This is a genomic window from Paraburkholderia sp., from assembly GCF_028283785.1.
In the GTDB taxonomy this organism is placed as follows: Bacteria; Pseudomonadota; Gammaproteobacteria; order Burkholderiales; family Burkholderiaceae; genus Paraburkholderia.
In genome coordinates this window covers 103,032-127,980 of the sequence record NZ_JAPWKB010000012.1, presented here as the reverse complement: position 1 = coordinate 127,980, position 24,949 = coordinate 103,032, and the positions used below count along the sequence as shown (strand labels likewise).

At 62.9% G+C, this 24,949-nt stretch carries 26 protein-coding genes; 15 read left to right on the top strand and 11 right to left on the bottom strand.

Annotated features, from left to right (window positions below; translation table 11 throughout):
• Positions 1–31: 31 nt before the first annotated feature.
• Genes flhF through PW947_RS12320 form a run of 3 tightly spaced genes read left to right on the top strand, consistent with a single transcriptional unit; the run spans position 32 to position 3,683 of the window.
• Positions 32–2,062: a flagellar biosynthesis protein FlhF gene (flhF, locus tag PW947_RS12330; RefSeq protein ID WP_299631979.1), complete on the top strand. Its 2,031-nt coding sequence runs from the start codon at positions 32–34 to the stop codon at positions 2,060–2,062.
• Positions 2,055–2,924 carry a MinD/ParA family protein gene (locus tag PW947_RS12325; RefSeq protein ID WP_299631977.1) on the top strand — a complete coding sequence of 290 codons (870 nt, stop codon included), beginning with the start codon at positions 2,055–2,057 and terminating at the stop codon, positions 2,922–2,924. Before flhF ends, PW947_RS12325 begins: the two co-directional genes overlap by 8 nt.
• A 24-nt stretch (positions 2,925–2,948) precedes the next feature.
• Positions 2,949–3,683 (top strand): RNA polymerase sigma factor FliA, encoded by a 735-nt coding sequence (locus PW947_RS12320; RefSeq protein WP_299631976.1) that lies wholly within the window; start codon positions 2,949–2,951, stop codon positions 3,681–3,683.
• Positions 3,684–3,801: 118 nt separating this feature from the next.
• On the opposite strand, the gene PW947_RS12315 is transcribed toward PW947_RS12320, so the two are convergent.
• The 5 genes from PW947_RS12315 to flgA form a co-directional block, all read right to left on the bottom strand.
• Complete coding sequence (locus tag PW947_RS12315) at positions 3,802–4,212, bottom strand: type II toxin-antitoxin system HicB family antitoxin (RefSeq protein WP_299631974.1); 411 nt, start codon at positions 4,210–4,212, stop codon at positions 3,802–3,804.
• Positions 4,209–4,391 (bottom strand): type II toxin-antitoxin system HicA family toxin, encoded by a 183-nt coding sequence (locus PW947_RS12310; protein ID WP_299631972.1) that lies wholly within the window; start codon positions 4,389–4,391, stop codon positions 4,209–4,211. The genes PW947_RS12315 and PW947_RS12310 overlap by 4 nt, the downstream gene beginning before the upstream one ends.
• A 236-nt stretch (positions 4,392–4,627) precedes the next feature.
• Complete coding sequence (locus tag PW947_RS12305) at positions 4,628–5,074, bottom strand: flagella synthesis protein FlgN (protein WP_299631970.1); 447 nt, start codon at positions 5,072–5,074, stop codon at positions 4,628–4,630.
• Between the two features lie 87 nt (positions 5,075–5,161).
• Entirely contained in the window at positions 5,162–5,512 is a 351-nt protein-coding gene (gene flgM, locus PW947_RS12300) for a flagellar biosynthesis anti-sigma factor FlgM (RefSeq protein WP_299631968.1), read from the bottom strand.
• A 244-nt stretch (positions 5,513–5,756) separates the two neighbouring features.
• Complete coding sequence (gene flgA, locus PW947_RS12295; RefSeq protein ID WP_299631966.1) at positions 5,757–7,286, bottom strand: flagellar basal body P-ring formation chaperone FlgA; 1,530 nt, start codon at positions 7,284–7,286, stop codon at positions 5,757–5,759.
• A 216-nt stretch (positions 7,287–7,502) separates the two neighbouring features.
• Here flgA and flgB point away from each other — a divergent pair, with 216 nt between their 5' ends.
• From flgB to flgL, 12 genes are all read left to right on the top strand, one after another.
• Complete coding sequence (gene flgB, locus PW947_RS12290) at positions 7,503–7,982, top strand: flagellar basal body rod protein FlgB (RefSeq protein WP_299631964.1); 480 nt, start codon at positions 7,503–7,505, stop codon at positions 7,980–7,982.
• Between the two features lie 61 nt (positions 7,983–8,043).
• Positions 8,044–8,469: a flagellar basal body rod protein FlgC gene (flgC, locus tag PW947_RS12285; protein ID WP_299631962.1), complete on the top strand. Its 426-nt coding sequence runs from the start codon at positions 8,044–8,046 to the stop codon at positions 8,467–8,469.
• Between the two features lie 11 nt (positions 8,470–8,480).
• Positions 8,481–9,215: a flagellar hook assembly protein FlgD gene (locus PW947_RS12280; protein WP_299631959.1), complete on the top strand. Its 735-nt coding sequence runs from the start codon at positions 8,481–8,483 to the stop codon at positions 9,213–9,215.
• Between the two features lie 43 nt (positions 9,216–9,258).
• Positions 9,259–10,767, top strand: a complete 1,509-nt coding sequence (locus tag PW947_RS12275; protein WP_299631957.1) for a flagellar hook-basal body complex protein — start codon at positions 9,259–9,261, stop codon at positions 10,765–10,767.
• A 20-nt stretch (positions 10,768–10,787) separates the two neighbouring features.
• The gene (flgF, locus tag PW947_RS12270) at positions 10,788–11,546 is read left to right on the top strand and encodes a flagellar basal-body rod protein FlgF (protein WP_299631955.1); all 759 of its coding nucleotides are present in this window, start codon (positions 10,788–10,790) and stop codon (positions 11,544–11,546) included.
• A 42-nt stretch (positions 11,547–11,588) separates the two neighbouring features.
• Positions 11,589–12,377: a flagellar basal-body rod protein FlgG gene (flgG, locus tag PW947_RS12265; RefSeq protein ID WP_299631953.1), complete on the top strand. Its 789-nt coding sequence runs from the start codon at positions 11,589–11,591 to the stop codon at positions 12,375–12,377.
• 33 nt (positions 12,378–12,410) lie between these two features.
• Positions 12,411–13,121 carry a flagellar basal body L-ring protein FlgH gene (gene flgH, locus PW947_RS12260; RefSeq protein WP_299631950.1) on the top strand — a complete coding sequence of 237 codons (711 nt, stop codon included), beginning with the start codon at positions 12,411–12,413 and terminating at the stop codon, positions 13,119–13,121.
• Between the two features lie 29 nt (positions 13,122–13,150).
• Positions 13,151–14,323, top strand: coding sequence for a flagellar basal body P-ring protein FlgI (locus PW947_RS12255; protein WP_299632934.1), 1,173 nt, complete (start codon positions 13,151–13,153; stop codon positions 14,321–14,323).
• An 11-nt stretch (positions 14,324–14,334) separates the two neighbouring features.
• Positions 14,335–15,285 carry a flagellar assembly peptidoglycan hydrolase FlgJ gene (gene flgJ, locus PW947_RS12250; RefSeq protein ID WP_299631948.1) on the top strand — a complete coding sequence of 317 codons (951 nt, stop codon included), beginning with the start codon at positions 14,335–14,337 and terminating at the stop codon, positions 15,283–15,285.
• Positions 15,286–15,715: 430 nt separating this feature from the next.
• On the top strand, positions 15,716–16,483 hold the full coding sequence (locus PW947_RS12245) for a flagellar brake protein (protein WP_299631946.1): 768 nt from the start codon (positions 15,716–15,718) through the stop codon (positions 16,481–16,483).
• 138 nt (positions 16,484–16,621) lie between these two features.
• Positions 16,622–18,625 carry a flagellar hook-associated protein FlgK gene (gene flgK / locus PW947_RS12240; RefSeq protein WP_299631944.1) on the top strand — a complete coding sequence of 668 codons (2,004 nt, stop codon included), beginning with the start codon at positions 16,622–16,624 and terminating at the stop codon, positions 18,623–18,625.
• An 11-nt stretch (positions 18,626–18,636) separates the two neighbouring features.
• The gene (gene flgL, locus PW947_RS12235) at positions 18,637–19,878 is read left to right on the top strand and encodes a flagellar hook-associated protein FlgL (protein WP_299631942.1); all 1,242 of its coding nucleotides are present in this window, start codon (positions 18,637–18,639) and stop codon (positions 19,876–19,878) included.
• A gap of 932 nt (positions 19,879–20,810) precedes the next feature.
• Here flgL and fliR read toward each other — a convergent pair.
• The 6 genes from fliR to fliM form a co-directional block, all read right to left on the bottom strand.
• Positions 20,811–21,593: a flagellar biosynthetic protein FliR gene (gene fliR, locus PW947_RS12230; RefSeq protein ID WP_299631941.1), complete on the bottom strand. Its 783-nt coding sequence runs from the start codon at positions 21,591–21,593 to the stop codon at positions 20,811–20,813.
• 58 nt (positions 21,594–21,651) lie between these two features.
• The gene (gene fliQ, locus PW947_RS12225) at positions 21,652–21,918 is read right to left on the bottom strand and encodes a flagellar biosynthesis protein FliQ (RefSeq protein WP_299631940.1); all 267 of its coding nucleotides are present in this window, start codon (positions 21,916–21,918) and stop codon (positions 21,652–21,654) included.
• Between the two features lie 54 nt (positions 21,919–21,972).
• The gene (gene fliP, locus PW947_RS12220; RefSeq protein ID WP_299632933.1) at positions 21,973–22,755 is read right to left on the bottom strand and encodes a flagellar type III secretion system pore protein FliP; all 783 of its coding nucleotides are present in this window, start codon (positions 22,753–22,755) and stop codon (positions 21,973–21,975) included.
• 84 nt (positions 22,756–22,839) lie between these two features.
• Entirely contained in the window at positions 22,840–23,370 is a 531-nt protein-coding gene (gene fliO / locus PW947_RS12215; protein WP_366146116.1) for a flagellar biosynthetic protein FliO, read from the bottom strand.
• Between the two features lie 134 nt (positions 23,371–23,504).
• Positions 23,505–23,945: a flagellar motor switch protein FliN gene (gene fliN, locus PW947_RS12210; protein ID WP_299631939.1), complete on the bottom strand. Its 441-nt coding sequence runs from the start codon at positions 23,943–23,945 to the stop codon at positions 23,505–23,507.
• Positions 23,938–24,936, bottom strand: a complete 999-nt coding sequence (gene fliM / locus PW947_RS12205) for a flagellar motor switch protein FliM (RefSeq protein ID WP_299631938.1) — start codon at positions 24,934–24,936, stop codon at positions 23,938–23,940. Before fliM ends, fliN begins: the two co-directional genes overlap by 8 nt.
• Positions 24,937–24,949: the final 13 nt, after the last annotated feature.

Below are 24,949 nucleotides of genomic sequence, written 5' to 3'. Positions count from 1 at the left end.
TGCCGGTCCGAAGCCACATCGGGGGTCTAGCTTGAACATTCGTAAATTTATCGGTGCCACCAGTCGCGATGCATTGCGACTCGTGCGTGAAGCGCTGGGTCCCGACGCTGTGGTTCTGTCGAACCGTGCGATCGATGACGGTACGGTCGAGATCGTCGCGTTGGCCGATAGCGACCTCGCTTCGATCGCGCCGAAATCCCGCGAGGGTTCGGACCAGGGCGCAAGCCAGCATCAAGGTTTCAGCCAGGGCTTCGGCGGTCAGGGCTCGCAGCACGGCGGACAGCACGGCTCGCAGCACAACGGGCAGCACGCTTCGCAGCACAGCGCGCCGCACGCCGCCGCGCGTCAGCCGCGAGCTGCGCCCGCACCGGTCGCAGCGCCGCGCAGCATGCCGGCGATGCAAGGTAATCCGTATGCGAGCGGCGGTCTGCCCGACGTGTTTTCGTCGGTGTTCGGCGCGAGCCCGGAAGCAGGCGTCGATGCACCGTCGATCGACGAAGCGCCGGCCCGTCCGCCCGCAGTCAAGCCGGGTTCCGCAGCCGGCTCGGGTGCATCGACCAGCATCTCCGCAAGCGGTTCGAGCCTGTCCGCGATGCATTCCGCATCGATGAACCCGACCCACGGCGACGCACCGCGTCTGAGCGATGAAATCCGCGCCGATCTGCTGAAAGCCACCAGCCAGTCGAACGCAGCGAATGCAGCACAAGCCAGCCACGCCGCGAGCGCGTCGCATGCGATGAATCACGGCAACGCCGCCGATCCGTTGCAAGCGCAACGCACGATGGCCGAATCGAATCCGTGGCTGATCGATCATGCGCGCCGCATCGCCGACAAGCAGCAACAGCAGGTCCAGCGCACCGCACGTCACACGATGACGCCGTCGGGCGCCGCCGCACGCGGCTTCGGCTCGGCGGTCGATACACCGAATCCGCTGGTCGGCGAAACGCCCGAATGGGCGCGCGAAGCTGCGCAAGTCGCCGCGCGCCGCGCTGCGCAACGGATGGGCGTCGATGAGCCGCGTCCGGCTGCACCGAGCGCCGCGAGCGTCAGCGAAGCGATCAAGGCCCGCATGGAGCAGGTCATGCAGGAAACGGTGATGAACGAACTCGCGTCGATGCGCGGGATGATGGAAGAACACTTTGCCGGCCTGCTGTGGGCCGATCGCCAGCGCCGCAATCCGATGCGCGCGTCGTTGACCAAGCATCTGTTTGCCGCCGGTTTCTCCGCGCAACTCGTGCAGATGATGGTCGACAACCTGCCGGACGATATCGACGGCATGGAAGCCGGCATGGAATGGATTCACTCGGTGCTGGCCAGCAATCTGCCGATCCTCGAAAACGAGGACGACCTGATGGAAAAGGGCGGTGTGTTCGCGCTGATGGGCCCGACGGGCGTCGGCAAGACGACCACCACCGCGAAGCTCGCCGCGCGCTGTGTGATGCGCTTCGGCGCCAGCAAGGTCGCGCTGCTGACCACCGACAGCTACCGGATCGGCGGTCACGAACAACTGCGCATCTTCGGCAAGATTCTCGGCGTATCGGTTCATGCGGTGAAAGACGGCGCGGATCTGCAACTCGCGCTCGCCGAACTGCGCAACAAGCACATCGTGCTGATCGACACGATCGGTATGAGCCAGCGCGACCGCCTCGTCTCCGAACAGATCGCGATGCTGTGCCGCGCCGGTCAGCCGGTCAAGCGCCTGTTGCTGCTGAACGCAACCAGCCACGGCGACACGCTGAACGAAGTCGTGCAGGCGTATCAGAGCGCGCCGGATCAGGAGCCGCTCGCGGGCTGCATCCTGACCAAGCTCGACGAAGCGACCAATCTGGGTGGCGTGCTCGACACGGTGATCCGCTACAAGCTGCCGGTTCATTACGTATCGACCGGTCAGAAAGTGCCGGAAAACCTGTACGTCGCTACCCGCAAGTTTTTGATCAAGAGCGCGTTCTGCGTGCCGCGCGACAACTCGCCGTTCGTTCCTGCCGACGACGAAATTCCCGGTTTGCTGTCCGCCTTGACCGCTCGATCGACCGCTGAACTGCACGAGGTTCGCTTTGGATAAATTTTTCTCCGATCAGGCCGAGGGGCTGCGCAGGTTGCTCGCCCGTAACGGCTCGCGCGTTATCGCGGTAACGGGGGGATCGCCCGGCGTCGGTTGTACATCGACCGTCGTCAATCTGGCCGCCGCGTTGGTGGAGCAGGGCAAGGATGTGCTCGTGATCGACGAGAACGTCGGCGTGCGCTCGGTGAGCGCGATGCTGGGTGGCTTGCGCGGTGCGGGCAACTTCGCTGCGGTGATGCGCGGCGAGATGGATCTGGAATTTGCCGCCGCGCGTCACGCGCTGGGTTTCTCGGTGCTGGCGGCATCGCAGGGCAATCGCGATGGATACACGCCGGAGCAACTCGGCGTCGTGCTGAGAGGTCCCGCCGATTTTGTGCTGATCGACGCGCAACGCGATCAGCAGGGTCAGTTGTCGACGCTGTCGATGCAGGCGCACGACGTGATGGTCGTGACGCGGATGGCGGCGCAAGCGCTGACCGACGCCTACGCGTGCATCAAGCGTCTGCACTACGCCCATGCTTTCGCGCAGTTTCGCGTGCTCGTGAACCACGTTCACAGTCCCGCGGATGCGCAAACCGCTTTTGAGAACCTTGCGGGCGTCGCGGGGCGTTATCTGACTGTGTCGCTGGAGGATGCGGGCTGCATTGCCGCCGATCCCCGCATGGCCAGGGCGCTCGAATTGTCGCGCTGTGTCGTCGATGCTTTCCCATCGACACCGGCAGCGCGCGATTACCGCCATCTCGCATCCGAACTGCTGTACTGGCCGATGCGGCCAGCGATGTCGTCACGGGCCCACTGGGTGGCGCCTGGGGCAGTAACCGTGGCGCAACACGCCGAACAACCGTCTGCGCAACACGCCTGAGTGGCGTGCGAAGACAAGGGGTACATGATGTACAACGCTCAGGGAAAAATCTCCCAAGCCGAAGTCCTGACGAAATACGCACCGCTCGTCCGGCGTCTCGGCCTCCAGCTCGTCGCGAAGATGCCTGCCAGCGTCGATCTCGATGACCTGATCCAGGCCGGCATGATCGGTCTGCTCGATGCGGCCAGCCGCTACAAGGAAGATCAGGGCGCGCAATTCGAGACGTACGCGAGCCAGCGGATTCGCGGCGCGATGCTCGACGAACTGCGCAGCAACGACTGGTTGCCGCGTAGCTTGCGACGCACGTCGCGCGAGGTCGAATCGGCGGTGCAGAAGGTCGAACAGAGTCTGGGCCGCTCGGCGTCCGAGACCGAGATCGCCGATCATCTGAAGATGCCGCTCGACGAGTATCAGTCGATGCTGCAGGATCTGCACGGCAGCCAGCTGATCTACTACGAAGACTTCGATCGTTCCGCGGACGACGAGCCGTTCCTCGACCGCTACTGCGTCGATCATTCGGATCCGTTGTCGGCGCTGCTGGACGACAGTCTGCGTGCGGCGCTGGTCGAAGCGATCGACCGTCTGCCGGATCGCGAGAAGCTGCTGATGTCGCTGTACTACGAGCGCGGGATGAATCTGCGCGAGATCGGCGCGGTGATGGAAGTGTCGGAATCGCGCGTGTGCCAGTTGCACAGCCAGGCCGTTGCACGCTTGCGTACGCGCTTGCGCGAGATGGCGTGGGCGGCGACTGAGGCTTGAGCGGCAACGCGAAAGACACGGTTGTCGACGGTGTGAAATCGGGTGGGCCGCGGACAGCGGCCCATTCGACGTTTACGGCTGCGGCTTGCGCTTTGGCGCGGCAATGTTGCGGTGATGCCTACGCGGCGGCCATTTCGTGTTCGGCCGCGAGCGCGAGAAATGCGGAGCGCGTCATGCCGCGCGCCTTGGCGTATTCGTCGATGTCGGTGAGCAGCACTTCGGGCAGCGAGATATTGATCCGCACCGCCTTCTTCAACGCCACGATGTCGCGCACCGCGACGAATCCCCAGACCCAGCCGGCGTAGTCCGGATTGGCGCGATGCCCGGCAAGCGGACGCTTTGCCGGCAAGGGCAAGCCTTCGTCGAACAATGTGTCGAGATGCGATTCGATGGCTTCTTTCGCGTTGACGAACGCGTCCTCGAACGAATCGCCCGCTGAAAAGCAGCCGGGAATATCCGGCACGACGACACCCCACGCCTGGTGGTCATCGCCCGGTTCGATCGCGATCGGATAGATGATGTTTTTCATTTCAACCTCGCCTGCTTCAGGATGCTGTTGAGTGTGCCGGTGGGAATGTCTTTTTTCGGATGCGGCACCGTCACGAGGCCCGGCTTGATCCGGTGACGAAAATGATGGTGGCTGCCGACGGTGCGCAGCAAGGTCCAGCCGTCGGTTTCAAGCATCCGGATGATGTCGGTACTTTTCATTTTTCACGTCCTGATTATACACACGAATACACAAGATTCGTGCGGCAGCGAAACGCGCGGGAAAGCCTCGCGCACTGCTGCTCATTGGACGTGGAGATGCTTTGCGCGGCCAAGTCGGCCGGACGACATAGGCACGGAGGCACGGACACACCGCCGCCGTTTCCAAACCCGCTTCCCAAAACAAAAAAGGCCCGTCATCGACGAGCCTTTCTTTCACTACGGTCAAACCTGGACCGTCACAGCCCGCCATGCGCGGGCATCCGGCCGTCCGGGCCGTAGAACCCGGCCTTCTTCGGCACGGCCACCTGCAGCGCGGTCAACGCACGCTGGTTGTATTCCATTCGCGTGCGGATCAGTTCGCCGTTGTTGGTGTTGAAGCGGCGCGCGCGTTCGGCGGCCTTTTGCAGCAGCGACCATTGTTCGGCCAGCCGCGTATCGGTACTCGCCGCGAGCTCCATGCCGGGCCATCCGGCGGGGAAACCCATCGCGCCGAGCTGTTCGTCGCGTGCGCGTTCGAGTCGCGCGAGAACGCCGATCAGTTCAGTCTTCTTTTCGACGATTGGCGGCAATTGCTCCATCGGCGACAAGGCCGTGAGCGCGCGGGTTTCGAGCGCAAGAATGGAGGCAAAAGCTTCGACGGTCGAATATTCGTCGATCACAGTGGCTAACAGGGCGTCTTTCATCACAACTCGCTAAACACGCCGGCTCGTTTGCACGAGCCCAGGTTCTCGGATGCCGCCCTGCGCCGCACCGATCACCGGTACGTCGCCTTAGTTGGACGGCGGGGTTTGGGTCGACAGCAGGCCGCGTGCGGTATCCAGCACGCCGTCGGCGATCTTGCCCGAATCGATCTGCAGCGTGCCGTTACGAATGGCCGCCTTGATCGCATCGACATTCGCCGTGTCGATATCGGCCGAGCCCGATGCCGCGAGGCCGCGCAGATTCTGCGACAGTCCCGACAGATTCACGCTCGCATCGCCCTGACCTGCGGACGAGGTTTGCGACGTTGCCGTCGCGTTTGCATTGCCGGCCGCTGCTGCGGTCGTGTCGTTCTGCTGCGAACGGGACACGCCGTCCGTAAGCGTCGGCAGGCTGGTGTTGATGCTGGAATCTACTTTCACGATGCTGTTCCTCACTGATTTGATCCTTATAACGGCACGGGAAAATCAAAACTTTAGCGGAATCACAGCGTGAAACAGTTCGTTACACCTCTCTTCAAACCCTCGCCGGACCGGCGTACCGGCCCGATTTGCCTGATTGCGCGCGGGCTAACCGGGGCCGTATCCGAAGCCCCCGTCAGTGCGCAAAATCAGCCCGCTTTCGACGTCGTCGCGGACCGCTTTTCTCGTGCGTTCGCAGCGTCGCTTACATCGCCAGTTCGACCGTGCCGCCATCCTTGACGATACCGGTGACGATCTGTCCGGCGGTGGTTTTGACGCGCACCTGCTGACCCGGCGCCGCGTTGTTCATCGCGCTGCCTTCGGACGAAATCGAAAAACCTTGTCCTGCCGCGACCACCTTGACCGTCTGACCGATGATCACCGCCGATGCGCTGCGCATCATGTCCTGGCGCAGCGGCACGCCGGCCGGTACGCGCATCAGCGTGACCGAGCCGATCACTTGCGACGGATCGGTGACGATCGCTTGCGGCAAGCCGGTCAGGTCGCCGTCGCGGGCGACCAGATCGGCGACGCTGAGCGTTTCGCCCGGCGCCATCTGACGCGCGGACAGATAGTAGGTCGCGTTGATCGACACGCGAGCTTGCAGATACAGCGTCCACGGCCTGGCGCCGACACAGCGCACGCCGACGGTAATGCGGCCCCACAGGCGCGCGCCGGTCGGCATGAACGGTTGCAGCGCGTCGCAAGCGGCAAGACCGCGCGGAAACGCGGGCGCGACCGTCAGGCTCACCTTGCCGGGCAAGCCCGCCGTTTGCTGTTGCAGGAACCCCAGTGCGGCGGCGCGGATCGACTCGCCGTCCTGTTGACCGGCGGGAACCGGCGGTTGCGCGGCTTGCGCCGGCGCAACCGCCGACGGCGTGTTGCGCGCGGCCTGAAGATTTTGACGGGTTGCGGTCGGCACGCCGGGCAGCGTCGACGGGCCGAGGCTCACCTTGACGATATTCGCGGCGACCGGCCGCGCGAGCTGCTTGCCGTTCGCGCCGAACTGCGGCGGTTCGCCGCGGGACGCCAGGCTGTCGAAGCCGTTAGCGGTTTGGGCTTGCGCGTCTTGTCCCGCAATCGCAGGCGGATTCACCGACACTTCGCGCACCGCCATATTGCCGCGCGTCGCGGCCTGGGTCGGCGGCGCGACGATCACGGGCGTCACGTTGCGGGCGGGTCGATTCGCCGTCGCGGGGACGCCGTAGCCTGAATTGACCGCCGCGCTCGCGGGCGGAATCGTCACGACGCCGTTCGCGTCGGGACGGTAACTGGTGCGGATCATCGCGGGCGATTGCGCGACCGGCGAGTCGCCGGCGCCTGCAATCACGATCGCGCCGTCGGTGTGGGCGGCGCGCGCGAACGCGTCGCTATTGCGGTTCGGAGCCGTGTTCATCGACGGCGCGAGCGCGCCACCGGGCGCGGCCGCAGCGGCAATCGCCGCATTTGCGCGCGCGCCGGCGTTCGCCGCATTGCCTGAGCCGGACGTGCCTTCTGCAAGCTTGCCCGCCATCGCCTGAAGCTCGGCAGGGTTCTTCTCGTTCGGGCCGGCAATCATGATCGGCCCGCCGCTTTCCTGTGCGGACGCGGCGACCGGCTGCAACGCCGCGCTCGCCATCGCCCACATGCCCAGTCCGGCCCATGACGCCAGCCGGCGCGCCGCACGGGCGCCCACGGCATTCGCCGGCGTAGCGCGGGCAACGCGCTGCGTCTTCGTGAATGCGGGTCGTTCCATCGTGCGTCCTCCATCAAACCAGTCAGTACGGGATTGCATTCTAGAGAGACGCGCGGTCAAGCAAACGTTGAATAGAGGCACCCTTTCCCGGCTATTCGTCCGATTGCTGCTTGCGTTGCGCCTCTAAGATTCTCCTCATGCAAAAAGGTCTTGCGACCGACGCAGCTTCCAGGTGGAAGCGGGCCGCAAGCCTCGGGAAACCCTCCGGAGATTCGAATGCTGGACAAACTCGATGCCGAATTCGCCTTTGGCCGCCAGGCACTGGATGTACGCGCCTACCGCCAGGAACTGCTGTCGTCGAACATCGCCAATGCCGATACGCCCGGCTACAAGGCGCGTGACGTCGACTTCTCGTCGTCGCTCGCGGGCGCGCTGAAGAAGTCGACCGGCGCATCCAATAGCGCCACGCTCGCGATGACGCAGCCGGCCGGCGTGACGAGCGGCATGTCGATGGTCTCGACGGAGCCGGGGCATATGACCGGCAAACAGACGCTGACCGCGACCGGCGGCACGTCCGACGATTACGGCAATTTGAAGTACCGCAACCCGACCCAACCGGCGCTCGACGGCAATACCGTCGATCTGGACTCGGAACGGGTTCAGTTCGCCGACAACACGCTGCATTTCGAATCCGGAATGACCGTGCTGTCGAACCAGATCAAGACGATGCTCTCGGCGATCCAGTCGGGCTCGTAAGAACAATCGCTACGGGATTTATTTTTTTAGCCGGCGTGCCCGGCAGGAGAGGTCGGGAAACATGCCATCCCTGATGAATATTTTTGGTGTCGCCGGTTCCGCGCTGTCGGCACAGTCGCAGCGGCTCAACGTGACGGCGTCGAACCTCGCCAACGCGGACAGTACGACCGGCCCGGACGGCCAGCCGTACAAGGCGAAGCAGGTCGTGTTCGCGGTGAGCCCGCTCGGCGGCGCACGCAGCGGCTCGGGCCAGCAGGTCGGCGGCGTGCAGGTGACCGGCGTGGTCGATGACCCGACCCCGATGAAGACCGCCTACGACCCCAGCAACCCGGCAGCGAACTCCGACGGTTACGTCACGCTGCCCAACGTCGATCCAGTGCAGGAAATGGTGAACATGATCTCGGCGTCGCGCTCGTATCAGGCGAACGTCGAAACCTTGAACACCGCTAAAACCCTGATGCTGAAGACGCTTACGATCGGAACCTGAGGAGCATTTCCTTGACCACCAATACCACCATCGGCAGCAGCGGCACGACCGTGTCGCAAACGCTGCTGGATACGATGAACGGCTCGAACAAGACGTCGAGCAGTTCGAGCAGCACATCGTCGTCGTCCTCGTCGTCGGGTACGTCCGCGACGGACATGCAGCAGACCTTCCTGCAACTCCTCGTCGCACAGATGAAGAACCAGGATCCGACCAACCCGATGGACAGCTCGCAGATGACGTCGCAGCTGGCGCAGATCAACACCGTGTCGGGCATCAGCCAGCTCAACACGACGTTGTCTTCGCTGTCGACGCAACTGTCGGCGGGTCAGCAGCCGCAAGCCGCGCTGTTGATCGGCTCGACGGTGCTCGCGCCGGGAAGCTCGCTGACGGTCGCAAGCGGCGCATCGAGCGCGTTCGGCGTGAACCTCGCGAACGCGGTCAGCGACCTGCAGGTCGTCGTGAAGAACTCGGCCGGCCAGATCGTCAACACGCTGGACCTCGGCAAGCAGTCGGCCGGTGTGATCCCCGTGTCCGGCTGGACCCCGACGGACTCGCAAGGCAACACGCTCGCCGACGGCACGTATTCGATCAGCGCAGTCGGCACGATCAACGGCCAGCAGGCAACGGCGACGACGCTTGCAGGTGCGAAGGTCCAAAGCGTAATTCAGCAGACCGACGGCACACCGGGCCTGTCGTTGTCGAACGGAACGACCGTCGGCCTGACCAGCGTGTCGGCCATTCTCTAAGTTGTATCAAGACAGTTAAGCATTTTCGGATACGGAGACCGTCATGGGTTACCAGCAAGGTTTGAGCGGCCTGTCCGCTTCGTCGAGCGATCTCGACGTGATCGGCAACAACATTGCCAATGCCAACACCGTCGGCTTCAAGGGCGGCACGGCGCAATTCGCGGACATGTACGCCAATTCGGTGGCGACCGCGGTGAACCAGCAAGTGGGTATCGGCGTGCGTGTCGCCGGCGTGCAGCAACAGTTTTCGCAAGGCACGATCAACACGACCAACCAGGCGCTGGACGTCGCGATCAACGGCAACGGTTTCTTCCAGCTGTCGAACAACGGCTCGCTGGTCTACTCGCGTAACGGCCAGTTCCAGCTCGACAAGAACGGCTACATCGTGACGACCTCGGGCGAGCAGTTGATGGGCTATGCCGCCGACAGCAAGGGCGTCGTCAACACGGCGCAAACCGTGCCGCTGACGGTGCCGACCGCGAACATCGCACCGACCGCGACGACCACCATCACCGCCGGCCTGAACCTGAACGCGCAAGACTCGCTGATGTACAGCACGCCGAGCGTGACCGGCACGTCGGCGACGCTGACCAGCGCGGGCGCAGTCATCACCGACGGTTCGTCGAGCGATGTGGCCAAGAGCTACACGGTGTCGTTCGATACGTCGACGTCGCCGGCAACCTACACGGTGGCATCGGGTGGCACGACGCTGTCGACCGGCAGCTACGCGGCAGGCTCGGCGATCAAGCTGGGCGCGGGCGAAACCATTTCGTTCAGCGGCACGCCGACCAACGGCGACAGCTTCACGGTGAACCCGGTGCAGACCACGTTCAACCAGAACAGCTCGAGCACGTACAACTACTCGGCATCGGTGCCGGTGTACGACTCGCTGGGTGGCTCGCAGCAGGTCAACATGTACTACGCGAAGACCGCCAGCGGCGAGTGGAACGTGTACGCCGGTTCGTCGACGGGCACGGCCTCGCTGGTCGGCGTCGCGAAGTTCGACTCGTCGGGCAACCTGACCGCGACCTACGGCCCGGACGGCACGACCGCAACGGCGACGCCGTACGCGTTCACGATGTCGATCCCGAACACCGACGGTTCGGCCACGCCGCAAACCATGACGCTGAACATCAAGGGCACGACCCAGTTCGGCAGCAAGGACGGCACCAACAGCCTCGCGCAGGACGGTTATGCGGCCGGTCAGCTGACCAGCTTCGCGATCGGCACCGACGGCACGCTGACGGGTAACTACTCGAACGGTCAGACGTCGGCGCTCGGTCAGGTCGCGCTCGCGAACTTCGCGAACCAGAACGGGCTCGTCAACCTCGGCGGCAACGAATACGCCGCGTCGGCCTCGTCGGGCGTCGCGCAGATTTCGGCGCCGGGCAGCACCAACCACGGCACGCTGCAAGGCGGCGCGGTGGAAGAATCGAACGTCGACCTGACGAGCGAACTGGTCAACCTGATCACCGCGCAACGCAATTACCAGGCGAACGCGCAGACGATCAAGACCCAGCAAGCCGTCGATCAGACGCTGATCAACCTGTAAGTTAGCCGGACGACTTCACCATGGACCGTCTGATCTACACCGCAATGTCCGGCGCCGCTCAGGCGCTCGAACAGCAGGCGGTTGTCGCGAACAACCTCGCGAACGCATCGACCACGGGCTTTCGCGCGCAACTCGCGACGTTCCGCGCCGTGCCGATGGCATTCGGCGACGGCAGCTCTGTCAACGACGACACGACCCGTACGTTCGTGCTGTCGTCGACGCCGGGCGCCGACTACTCGGCGGGCCCGATCCAGCAGACCGGCAACCCGCTCGACGTCGCGGTGCAGGGGCCGGGCTGGCTGGCCGTGCAAACCGCCGACGGCAACGAGGCTTACACGCGCGCCGGCAACCTGCACGTCGATCAGAACGGTCAACTGGTGACGGCGACCAACCTGCCGGTGATCGGCAACGGCGGTCCGCTGTCGATTCCGCCGGGCGCGGAAGTCACGATCGGCAAGGACGGCACCGTGACCGCGCTGACGCCCGGCGATCCGCCTACTTCGGTGGCGATCGTCGATCAGCTGAAGCTCGTCAATCCGGATCCGTCGACGCTCAAGCGTGGCGACGACGGTCTGTTCCATACCGCCGACGGTAACCCCGCCGACGCGGATCAGAACGTGGTGCTGGCTCCGGCCGCACTTGAAGGCAGCAACGTGAACCCCGTGTCGGCGATGGTCTCGATGATCACCAACGCGCGTCAATTCCAGGTGCAGTCGAAGCTCCTCGAATCCGCCGACAAGAACGACCAGGCTGCGAACCAGCTGCTCAGTTTCAGCTAACCCTGTTTTTGGGCTGCAATCGCACCCAGGAGAAGATTTACCGTGAACCGCTCACTCTATATCGCCGCTACCGGCATGAATGCGCAGCAAGCGCAGATGGACGTGATCTCGAACAACCTCGCGAACGTCAGCACCAATGGCTTCAAGGGCTCGCGCGCCGTGTTCGAGGATCTGCTGTATCAGACCGTGCGTCAGCCGGGTGCGAACTCGACCCAGCAAACCGAACTGCCGTCGGGCATCCAGCTCGGCACCGGTGTGCAACAGGTCGCCACCGAACGTCTCTACACGCAGGGCAACCTGCAACAGACCGGCAACTCGAAAGACGTCGCGATCAACGGTCAGGGCTTCTTCCAGGTGCAGATGCCGGACGGCACCAACGCGTACACGCGTGACGGCTCGTTCCAGACCAATGCGCAAGGCCAGCTCGTCACGTCGAGCGGTTATCAGGTGATCCCGGCGATCACGATCCCGCAAAACGCCACGTCGCTGACGATCGGTAGCGACGGTTCGGTGTCGATCACCACCGCCGGCTCGACCACCAGCACGCAGATCGGCTCGATGCAGGTCGCGACCTTCATCAACCCGGCCGGTCTCGAAGCGAAGGGCGAAAACCTGTTCTCCGAAACCGCATCGTCGGGTGCGCCGAATGCATCGACGCCGGGCCTGAACGGCGCGGGTTCGTTGAATCAGGGTTACGTCGAAGCGTCGAACGTGAACGTGGTGCAGGAACTGGTCAACATGATCCAGACGCAGCGCGCTTACGAAATCAACAGCAAGGCGGTGACGACTTCCGACCAGATGCTGCAAACCCTGAGCCAGATGCAGGTTTAAGGGATTCGGAATTAACTCGCAGTGGGAAACAAGATGTCGCTCTCTCTTTGCAATGCGGAAGGTTCGCGTTTCGGTCGGCCGGTGGTGCAACTGGCAGTGGCTGCGCTCGTCGCCGCCGCGTTCGCCGGTTGCTCGCAACTGCCGCGCCAGCCGCTGATCGCACAACCGATGACGGCCATGCCGCCGATGCCGCCGCAGCTGAACGCACCGGGTTCGATCTACAACCCCGGTTATGCAGGCCGTCCGCTATTCGAAGATCAGCGTCCCCGCAACGTGGGCGACATCATTACCATCGTGATCGCGGAAAACATCAACGCGACGAAGTCGTCGGGCGCGAAAGCGAACCGTGGCACGTCGGTCGGTTTCGCGACGCCGACCGCCGGCTTTTTCGGCGGTCTGTTCGGCAAGGCCAACCTGAGCGCGTCGGGCACCAATGCGCTGACGGCATCGGGTGGCGCGAACGCGTCGAATACGTTCAACGGCACGATCACCGTGACGGTGACGGGCGTGCAGCCGAACGGCAACCTGATGGTAAGCGGAGAGAAGCAAATGCTGATCAACCAGGGTAACGAGTTCGTGCGATTCTCCGGGGTAGTCAACCCGAACACGATTTCCGGTCAGAACGCGGTGTACTCGACGTCGGTTGCCGACGCGAAGATCGAGTACTCGGCGAAAGGCTATATCGACGAGGCCGAGAACATGGGTTGGCTGCAACGCTTTTTCCTTAACGTAGCGCCGTGGTGATCATGTATTTCGCTTCTATCCTGAACTCGATGCCGACGCTGCGCGCGGCAGGCCGCCAGATTCGCCGCGCCGTGCTCGGCGCCGCGCTGGTGTGCGCCGCTCTGCCGATGGCGATGCCCGCCGCTCACGCCGAACGCCTGAAGGATCTCGTGCAGATCCAAGGCGTGCGCGACAACCCGCTGATCGGCTACGGCCTCGTCGTGGGTCTCGACGGCACGGGCGACCAGACCATGCAAACGCCGTTCACGACGCAGACGCTGACCAACATGCTCGCGAACCTCGGCATCTCGATCAACAACCAGCAGGCGGGCGCGACCACGTCGTCGTCGTCGTCGTCGAACATGCAGTTGAAGAACGTCGCCGCCGTGATGGTGACGGCGACCTTGCCGCCGTTCTCGCGTCCGGGCGAAGCGATCGACGTGACGGTCTCGTCGCTCGGTAACGCGAAGAGCCTGCGCGGCGGCACGCTGCTGCTGACGCCGCTGAAGGGCGCCGACGGCCAGGTGTATGCGCTGTCGCAGGGCAATCTCGCGATCGGCGGCGCCGGTGCGAGCGCGAACGGCAGCAAGGTGCAGGTGAACCAGCTGGCCGCCGGCCGCATCACGAACGGCGCGATCGTCGAACGTGCGGTGCCGACGTCGGTGTCGCAAGCCGGCACGATGCAGCTCGAACTGAACGAGATGGACTACGACACGACGCAGCGCGTGGTCGCCGCGGTCAACAATGCATTCGGCAGCGGTACCGCGATTGCACTCGACGGCCGCACGGTCCAGTTGCGCGCACCGTCCGATCCGTCGCAACAGGTGCAGTTCATGGCGCAGTTGCAGAATCTCGACGTGAAGCCGGCCATCGGCCAGGCGAAGATAATCCTGAACGCGCGCACGGGTTCGATCGTGATGAACCAGATGGTGCAGTTGCAGAACTGCGCGGTGGCGCACGGCAATCTGTCGGTGGTGATCAATACGCAACCGGTGGTCAGCCAGCCGAATGCGCTGTCGAACGGTCAGACGGTGGCTGCCCAGCAGTCGCAAATTCAGATGAAGCAGGAAAATGGCGCGCTGAAGTACGTCAACGCCGGCGCGAATCTCGCCGATGTAGTCAAAGGGCTGAACGCGCTCGGCGCGACGCCCGCGGATCTGATGTCGATCCTGCAGGCCATGAAAGCAGCAGGCGCCTTGCGCGCCGAACTCGAAATCATCTAAGGAGGACGGCGATGAACACGTCTGATACAACCAATGCTTCGACCGACCTTTCCCAGCGCTTTGCGCTCGACGTTCAAGGCTTCGAAGGGCTGAAGGCCAAGCTTGCGAAGGAATCGCCGCAAGCGGGCATGAAGCAGGCTGCCCAGCAGTTCGACGCTGTGTTCACCCAGATGATGCTGAAAAGCATGCGTGACGCGACGCCGCAGGACAGCCCGTTCGATTCGCACGATTCGGCTACCTTCACGTCGATGATGGATCAGCAGCTGTCGCAGCAGATGTCCACGAAGGGCATCGGTGTTGCCGACGCGATGCTCAAGCAGCTGATGCGCAATCAGGGCATGCAGGTCGGCGGCAGCGGTGGCAGCGATGCGAACGCGGGCCAGACGGCCGCGCTGAACGCATTGACGCGTGCTTACGGCAATGCAGCGGCCAACGGCTCGCTCGCAAGCAGCCCGGGCTATTCGGCGAACAGTTCGCTGACGCCGCCGCTGCGTGGCGACGGTTCGTCGTCGAAGGTGGATGCATTCGTCGACAAGCTCGCGGCGCCCGCTCAGGCGGCCAGCGCCGCGACCGGCATTCCGGCGCGCTTTATCATCGGCCAGGCCGCGCTCGAATCGGGCTGGGGCAAGAAGGAAATCACGAAGTCGGACGGCAGCACCAGCCACAACGTGTTCGGCATCAAGGCCGGCAGCGACTGGACCGGCAAGACCGTGTCGACGCTGACCACGGAATACGTGAACGGCCACCCGCGCAAAGTGGTCGAGAAATTCCGCGCGTACGATTCGTACGCCGACGCGATGACCGACTACGCGAGCCTGCTGAAGGGCAATCCGCGCTATGCGCAGGTGCTCAATTCGTCGCACGACGTCACCGGCTTCGCGCATGGCATGCAGCGCGCCGGTTACGCGACCGACCCGCATTACGCGAAAAAGCTGATTTCGATCATGCAGAAGATGGCGTAAGCGCCGCTGCACCGTATTCCGGATTCGCAAATGGCGGATGCCGACAACATCATGTCGGCATCCGCCGCGCAGTACCCAATACAGTCCTGAAGGACGACGGCGACGGGGCCATGTCGCAGAAAAAGACGGAACAGGCCGGTCGCCCGTGGCGCCCGGCCAATCCGCAGCAGTGTGCCGCAACGGGAGTCCTTCCCGTTCGATCCCCGCGTCCGGCGAGACCGGGCCGGGTATGCAGGAGTTAAACGTTTGCGCAAAATTTTTCGTCTTAAAGGCTAAATTTTGCGAATGCCGTGCCGCTAAACAGATTGACCCGATACCGGTATGGAACCCCATCCGGTTGATCGCGTGACCTGCCGCGACGGAGAGCCGACGCTTCATCCTCTTCGCCGTCCGGCGAGCGCGCCCAAAGAACATGCATACCGGCAAGCCCATGGATACTAATCAGTCGAAAGGCCAGAACGCCGATCAGACGCCGCAGTCCGATGAATCGGGCAGCGACTTCGGACGACGTAACCCGCTTGAAATCGGCGTTCAGTTGCGCAACCTCGTCAATCGCGGCGATTTTCTGACGGTTGAATATCAAGGCGGACAACTCGTCACGCGCATCCTCGATGTCGACGTGCGTGAACGCAGTTTCACTTTCGACTGGGGTGCGTTGTCCGTGCAAAACCACGGACTGCTCAATTCACCGCATTGCCGTTTCCACGCGTCGCCCGATGGCGTGCGCGTCGAGTTCGCAACCGGCACGCCGCGCGAAACGCGTTTCGAAGGCTTGCCCGCGTTCGAAGCCGATTTCCCCGAAGTGCTGTTTCACGTGCAGCGTCGCGAGTATTTCCGCGTCGATGCGCCGGTGCTCGATCCGTTCACCTGTACGGGCCGTCTGCCGGAAACCGACGACGCGTTCCGCTTCGAGGTGCACGATCTGTCGCTGGGCGGCGTCGGTATGCGCACGACGGATCAACGCGTGGCCGAACTGCCGATGGGCGCGATCTTCCAGGATTGCCTGTTGAGTCTCGGCCCGCTCGGCAAGCTGACGATCGATCTGCAACTGGTATCGCATCGCGCAACCGACCTGCCCAATGGGCAGACCCGCTATCAACTCGGCTTTCGCTTCATCACGCTGCCCGGCAGCGCGGAAAACACGCTTCAGCGGCTGATTACGCAGCTCGAAATGAAGCGTCGCTCTCTGGTTCGATGACGTAGGGAGAGGGGTCGCAAACGTTACACGAAGTCTGCGGCACCCCTTAATCTTTCCGCTCGCGAGCCGTTATACAAGAACACGGATGTTCACGTAACGCGGCGGCAAGTGTCCGATGTCCGCCCTTCAGGATGACGCATGTCCAGCAATCTCTTAACAATCGGTCTTAGCGGTCTCAATGCAGCGCAGTGGGGACTGACGACGACGGGTCAGAACATCAGCAATGCGTCGACGCCGGGGTATTCGGTCGAGAAGCCGGTTTACTCGGAAGCCAACGGTCAGTACACCGGTTCGGGTTATCTGCCGCAAGGCGTGTCGACCACGACCGTGCAACGTTCGTACAGCAGTTATCTCGCCACCGAGCTGAACAACGCTCAGTCGCAGGCAGGTTCGCTGTCGACGTACAACACGATGATCTCGCAGCTGAACAACATGGTCGGCAGCCCGACCTCCGGCATTGCGAGCTCCATCACCAGCTATTTCACGGGTCTGCAAAGCGTTGCGAACAACGCGTCGGATCTGGCCACGCGCCAGACGGCGATGAGCAACGGCGCGACGCTTGCCGACCAGGTCACCGCAGCGGGCGCACAGTACGACCAGTTGCGGTCGAGCGTCAACACGCAGTTGACCGATACCGTCACGCAGATCAACACGTACACCGCGCAGATCGCCGCGTTGAACACGCAGATTTCGGCTGCCAGCGCTGGCGGCCAGCCGCCGAACCAGTTGATGGATCAGCGCGATCTCGCCGTGTCGAACCTGTCGTCGCTGGTGGGCGTGCAGGTCGTGCAGAGCAACACCGGTTATAGCCTGTTCATGGGCAACGGTCAGCCGCTGGTGGTCGGCAATGCCAGCTTCAATCTCGGCACGGCCGCATCGACCGGCGATCCGAGCGAACTGTCGGTGCAATATCTCGGCACGGCGGGTCAAAGCCCGGCGCCGACGCCGCAGACGCTGACGGACAGCCAGGTATCGGGTTTCGGCGGCACGCTCGGCGGTCTCACGTCGTTCCGCAGCCAGACGCTCGATCCGGCCGAAGCGCAACTCGGCGCGATCGCGACCAGCTTCGCCGCACAGGTGAATGCGCAGAACGGGCTCGGTATCACGCTGAGCGGCACGCAAGGCAGCGCGCTGTTCAACGTCGCCCAGCCGACCATTTATTCGAGCCAGGCCAATACCGGCAGCGCGACCGTGTCGGCGACTTTCGCCGACGCGACCAACCCGCCGACCGGCAACTACACGCTGGCGTACAACGGTTCGAGCTACACGCTGACCGACAACCAGTCGGGCAACATCGTCGCGACCGCCGCCGATCTGACCAAGCCGATCGCCGGCCTGAACTTTTCGTCGACCGGCACGATGAACGCCGGTGACACGTTCACCGTCGAGCCGACCCGCAGCGCACTGAACAACTTCAGCCTCGCGACGACGACCGCTTCGGCGATTGCCGCCGCCTCGCCGGTGCTCGCTTCGGCGACGACGTCGAACACTGGCACCGCGACGATCACCCAAGGTTCGGTGACGGCCGGTTACCAGGCGCCCACTTCGACGCTGAAGCTGACGTACAGCAATACGTCGGGCAGCGGCACGTTGAGCGGTTTCGCGGATGGCTCGGTGGTGAGCGTCGGCAACACGTCGTACACGATCGGTTCGACGGCGCCTGCCGTCACGTCGATTCCGTACGACCCGTCGAGCGGCGCGACGATCACGATCGGTACCGGCACGTCGAGCGGTTCGACGTCGATGAACAACGTGACGGTAACGGTGAGCGGCACGCCGGCGAACGGCGACACGTTCAGCGTCGGTCCGAACACGGGCGCATCGAACGACGGCCGCAATGCACAGTCGCTGTCGTCGTTGTCGACCGCGAAGGTATTGTCGGGCGGCACGGTGACGTTGAACGGTTCGTTCGCGAACTACGTGAACGGCATCGGCAACCAGACCAATCAGGTGCAGACTTCGAGCACGGCGCAGACCACGCTGGTGACGCAAATCACCTCGGCGCAACAGTCGGTGTCGGGCGTCAATATCAACGAAGAAGCAGCGAATCTGCTTCAGTATCAGCAGCTCTATCAGGCGAACAGCAAGGTCATCCAGACCGCGCAGACCCTGTTCCAGACGCTGTTGGGCATCTTCCAGTGAGGCGTTGAATAATGCGCATCTCGAGCCAGCAGTACTACACGATGAACGTGTCGGCGATGAGCGATCAGCAAGCTCAGTTGTCACAGCTTTATCAACAGATCTCTAGCGGCGTGAGTCTCGCGACGCCGTCGGACAACCCGCTCGGCGCCGCGCAGGCGGTGCAGTTGAGCGCGGTGGGTACGTCGCTGTCGCAATACACGTCGAACCAGAGCACGGCGTTGACGTCGTTGCAGCAGGAAGACACCACGCTGACCAGCGTCAACAACGTGATGCAGAACATTCACACGCTGGTACTGCGCGCGGGCGACGGTTCGCTGAACGACGGCGACCGCGGCTCGATCGCCACGGAATTGACGAGCTTGCGCAGTCAGCTCGTCACGCTGGCGAACTCGACGGATTCCGCAGGCAACTACATTTTTGCGGGTTTCCAGAGCACGGCGCAGCCGTTCACTGAGAATTCGAGCGGCACAGTGGTCTATGCCGGCGACGCGGGCAACCGCACCGTGCAGATGACGGACACGCATGCGGTGCAGGCGGGGGACAATGGCATTACGGTGTTCCAGAGCGTCGCGTCGATCGGCACGAGCGGGATTCCGGCGGGTGCGTCGACGAACGGCGGCACGGGCGTGATCGGGACGGTTAGCACGAACAACCCGGTCGATCCGACCAATGCGTACACGTACACGGTTTCGTTCGACGGCACCGCGGGCAGTGCGGCGTCGACATACACCGTGAGCGCATACGATCCGGCGAGCGGCACGACGACCACGAGCGCATCGCAGCCGTTTTCGGCCGGCACGGCGATCACGTTGGGTGGGCAATCGGTGGCGATCAGCGGCGCGCCGAATGGTGGCGATTCGTTCTCGGTGACGCCGGCGGTTCAACAGAGCACGGACGTGTTCGCGAACCTGAACCAGTTGATCACGACGTTGCAGACGCCGATCCAGTCCGGTCCGGTAGCAGCGGCGAATTATCAGAACGCGGTGAATTCGAGCATGACGCAGCTCGAGAACACGATGAACAACATCACGACGGTGCAGGCGTCGGTGGGTGGACGCGAGCAGGAAGTTCAGGCGTTGCAGACGGTGACGCAGACGAACACATTGCAGAATTCGAGTGATCTGGCGGATCTGACGCAGACCGATCTGACCAAGACGATCGGGAAGTACACGATGGAGCAGGCGTCGTTGCAGGCAGCGCAGCAGGCGTTTGTGAAGATTCAGGGGATGACGTTGTTCCAGTATCTGAATTGATTTTGAATTAAGGTTTTTGCTGGTTTTTTTGTGGTTTTCTGGGCGGGCTCTTTTGATGGGGTTCGCCCTTTTCGTTTTTGGTTTGGGTTTTGGTTTGGTTGTTCCTGGCTCGTTGTGCGCGTCCTGTTTTCAAGTCGGTTTGCCTGGATCGTCCCTGTGCGGGACCGCACCTACTTTTCTTTGCTCGCGCAAAGAAAAGTAGGCAAAAGAAAGCGCGTTTACCTCGCGCTTCGTAGCGAGTGGCGTCTACTGACTTTCGGGTAGTGGACCGCGCACGTTTGGAGTTGCCGGTCCGTTTTTCCCGGTGGTCCGCGCCGGCACATCCCGCCCGCTCCGCGGCGGTAGCCCACTTCAAAAACCCATTTTCGCCACGTCATTTGCACACCGTTTCGACGGTTTCGTCGTCGGATCGAAGCCCGGTTTGCACCACCCGATTTGCCAGCCGTCGCGGCCGTGCCAGCGTCCGGCTCAAGGCCCGGTTTGCGCCACGGCATTCACCCGTCTTCGCGATGGTTTCGACGGCCTGATTGGCCTGGAGTTTTGCGCGCAGGACAAGACCGGCGCATGCCAGGAAAATGGGTGTTGTGACCGACGGAGTGCAGCGCGCGAATGACGCTGAGGGATGAAGACGGGGCTGTGCCCGTCGGCTGTAGCGAAGCGAACAGCCGGAACGAATGACTGCCTTGTCACCAAGACATGTGGTGCGGCAACTCAAATCGTGCGCGGTCCACTACCCGTTCTGAAACGACGCCACTCGCTACGGAGTGTCGGTGTAAACGCGCTTTCTTTTGCCTACTTTTCTTTGCGCGAGCAAAGAAAAGTAGGTCCGGTCCCGGACAGGGACGAACCAGGCGGACCAGCGCGAAAACGGGACAAACCGAGGCGAAACGAAACGAGACAAAAACCAAAAAACAAAAACAAAAACCAAAAACCTATTTAAACCCAGCCGCCACTCTCCCCATCTCCCCAACCCCAGAATCAAACAACCTGGCAAAAAACGGAATCATATTCGGCACCATCAACTGCAACAACAAAAGCCCCACCAGCATGGTCAACGGAAACCCAACCTGAAAAATCCCAATCTGCGGCGCAGCCCGATTCAAGATCCCAAGCGCAAGATTGGCAATCAACAACGCTGCCACGACCGGCAACGACAACAGAATCCCAGCAGAAAACACCGTATTCCCATATCCGGCCAACGTCCGCCAACCGGTCGACCCCACGATCCCCGCACCGATCGGCGCGGTCTGGAAACTGGCGATCAACGCGCTGATCATCTGCAGATGCCCGTCCATTACGAGAAACACCAGCATCGCCATCACGTTCATGTAGCTGGCCACCACGCCGCTCGAACCGCGTGCCTGTGGATCGAAAAACGTCGCGAATCCAAGCCCCATCCCCAAACCGATAAGGTCGCCCGATGCCTGAACGGCCGCGAAAATCACCTGCATCGTCAGACCCATCGCCGCGCCAATCAGAAACTGGTTCACGATGATCCATACGCCGGTCGCGGAGAACACCGTCACCTGAGGCATCACGCCCAAGGTCGGCGCAACGATCAACGTGATGAACGCCGACAACCCTACCTTCACGCGGATCGGCACCGACATGTTGCCCAGCACCGGCGCGGTTGCGACCAACGCCAGAATCCGCACGAACGGCCACAAAAAGGCGGTCAGCCAGCCGTTCAGTTGCGCATAGGTGACGCTAAACATGGCGACGGTTCAGTGGCAAAAGAGAGGGGAAAGGAGAAGAGAGCAAGATGCGCCGCGCTCAGTTCAGCGTCGGGAAACTGCTCAAGGTCTGACGCAGGTAATCGAGCATCGTCGACAACATCCACGGCCCGGCAATCACCAGCGTCACGCAGATCGCCAGCAGCTTCGGAATGAACGACAGCGTGCTTTCGTTGATCTGCGTCGCGGCCTGGAACAGGCTCACCACCAGACCGACCACCAGCGCCACCAGCAACAACGGCGCGGCCAGCAGCAAGCCGACGTACATCGCCTGATGGGCCAGCGTCATGACGGATTCGGGAGTCATCGTGAATTCAGTCTCAAGTTAATCGGTGAAGCGAGATCCGGCGCACAAGCGCCGTCAAACAAAACTCTGCGCGAGCGAACCCAGCAGCAACTGCCAGCCATCCACCAGCACGAACAGCATCAGCTTGAACGGCAGGGAAATCGTCGCGGGCGACACCATCATCATCCCCATCGACATCAACACACTCGCCACCACCATGTCGATGATCAGGAACGGAATGAAAATCGTGAAGCCGATCTGGAAGCCGGTCTTCAACTCGCTCGTCACGAACGCGGGCACCAGCAGCGACAACGGTACGTCTTCCGGCCCTTGCATCGGCGCGGCGTGCGAAATGCGCGCGAACAGCGCAAGGTCGGTTTCGCGCGTCTGACGCAGCATGAATGTCTTGAACGGCGCGACGCCGCGTTGCACCGCCTGATCCATCTGGATCGTGCCGTCGGCGAACGGCTTGTAGCCGTCGTTGTACGCCTTGTCGAGCACCGGCGACATCACGAACAGCGTCAGGAACAACGCCAGCCCGACCAGCACCTGGTTCGGCGGCGTGGTGGTGGTGCCGAGCGCCTGCCGCAGCAGCGACAACACGATGATGATCCGCGTGAAGCTCGTCATCATCAGCACCATCGCCGGCAGGAACGACAGCATCGTGAGCAGCAGCATCGTCTGCACGCTCAGCGAATACGTGGTGCCGCCGTTCGGTCCCGGACTCGTGTTGAAGGCGGGCAAGCCCGCCGTCTGCGCAAACGAGAACGTGGGCAACATCAACAGCGCGACGGGAATCACGATAAACAACGTGATGGAAATCGCGACGGAAAGCGCGCCGCGCGCGACGCGACGCATCTGGGAGTTCATAACGAAGCGGTTCGAAGCTGAGGTCATCGTGGACAGCGCGACGGACTGCGCGCGCAATTGACTGGACTGCATTTACCGATCCTTGCCACCGTTGAAACGCTTGCCCACTTCGCCTTTCATCGCGTCGCGGAAGCGTTGGCCGAAGGTGCCTGCGGATGCGTCGCCGGCGCGGCTCGCGTCGACCGACGGGTCGGCGCTGCCGGTCTCGCGGCCCGGCACGGCGGCCGATCCCGCAGGCATGGTGTGCAGCAGGCGGACGCTGCCCGGCGCTGCGCCGAGCACTAGCCACGTATCGCCGATCTCGACGACCGTGACACGCTCCTTGCCGCCCAGCGACGCACCGCCGATGGTTTTCACGAGCCCGCTGCGGCTGCCGCCCGGCTGCAAGCCAAAGCGCCGCGCGAGCCACGCGCAAGCGAACACCAGCGCGATAACCAGCAGCAGACCGAGGATGGTCTGCAACACCGCGCCAAACCCCAACGACGGCACCGAGCTGCCCGCGCCGACGCCCGAAGCGATCTGCGCGGCGTGATTGACGGCGTTCATGTCGGCCGCAAACGCGGCGCCCGACGAAAACGTCAGCCAACTGAAAGTAATGAGCACGCTACCGGCCGCTGCCGTCCTGTGCGCCCCGCGCGCGACAACCGCTCGGGACACAGCAGGCAACACAGCACGCGAAACACAGGGAAGGGCAGCGCGCAACGCATGGCCTGCGCTGCGGCGGCCGGCAAGACATGTCATCGGTTCAGTTTCCGGATCCGCTCGGACGGCGTAATGATGTCGGTCAGGCGGATCCCGAACTTGTCGTTCACCACCACCACCTCACCCTGCGCGATCAGACAGCCGTTCACCAGCACGTCCATCGGTTCGCCTGCGAGGCCGTCCAGTTCGACCACCGACCCTTGCGCGAGTTGCAGCAAATTGCGGATTGCAATTTTCGTGCGACCCAGTTCGACCGTCATCTGGACCGGAATGTCCAGAATCATGTCGATGTCGTTGCGGGTCGCGTTCGGCGCGACTTTCGACAGCGGCTGGAACACGCCGGCCGATGCTGCGGGCGCGGCCGGTTCGTTGTCGTTCTGCTCGGCGAGCGCGCTGGCCCAGTCGGCCATGGCGGTTTCGTCTTCGGTGGCTGCCGGCGGCAGTTCTGCCTCGGGCGTAGCGTTCAGGTCACTCATATTCACTGTCCTTAATCGTTTCGGCTGCGCTGATCATGTTCTGGACCCGCAACGCGTATTGACCGTTAAAAATTCCGTAGCCGCATTCCATGACCGGCACGCCGTCGACTTTCGCCGTGATGGTTTCGGGGACGTTGATCGGCAGCACGTCGCCCTTGCGCATGTTCAGGATCTGCTCGAACGTGATCGGCACCTGCGCGAGGTCGGCGGTCAGTTCGACTTCCGCGGACTGCACCTGCTGCGACAGCACGCGCACCCAGCGGCGATCGACATCGAGCGATTCGCCCTGGATCGGCGACGACAGCACGTCGCGGATCGGTTCGATCATCGAATACGGCATGCAGATATGCAGCGTGCCGCCGATCTGGCCGAATTCGATCGAAAACTGCGTGACGATGACGATTTCGTTCGGCGTGGCGACGTTCGCGAACTGCGTGTGCATTTCCGAGCGCATGTACTCGAATTCGAGCGGGCGCACGCTTTTCCACGATGCTGCGTAGTGTTCGAACACCAGATTCAGCAGCTTCGCGATAATCCGCTGTTCGGTCTGCGTAAATTCGCGACCTTCGACGCGGGTATGGAAGCGCCCGTCGCCGCCGAACAGGTTATCGACCACGAAGAACACCAGGTTCGGGTCGAACACGAACAGCGACGTACCACGCAGCGGCTTCACGTGGACCAGGTTCAGGTTGGTCGGGATCGGCAGGTTGCGGGTGAATTCGCTGTACTTCTGCACCTTCACCGGGCCGACGGAGATTTCCGCCGAACGACGCATGAAGTTGAAGATACCGACGCGCATCAGACGGGCGAAGCGGTCGTTGATGATTTCGAGGCCGGGCATCCGGCCGCGCACGATGCGTTCTTGCGTCGCGATGTTGTAAGGGCGGATCGTCTGTCGTTCGCCGAGTGCGGCTTCGGAGTCGGACTCGCCGGTGACGCCCTTGAGGAGGGCATCGACCTCCTCCTGGGACATGAACTCTTCGTGGCCCATGATTATTCCTCGT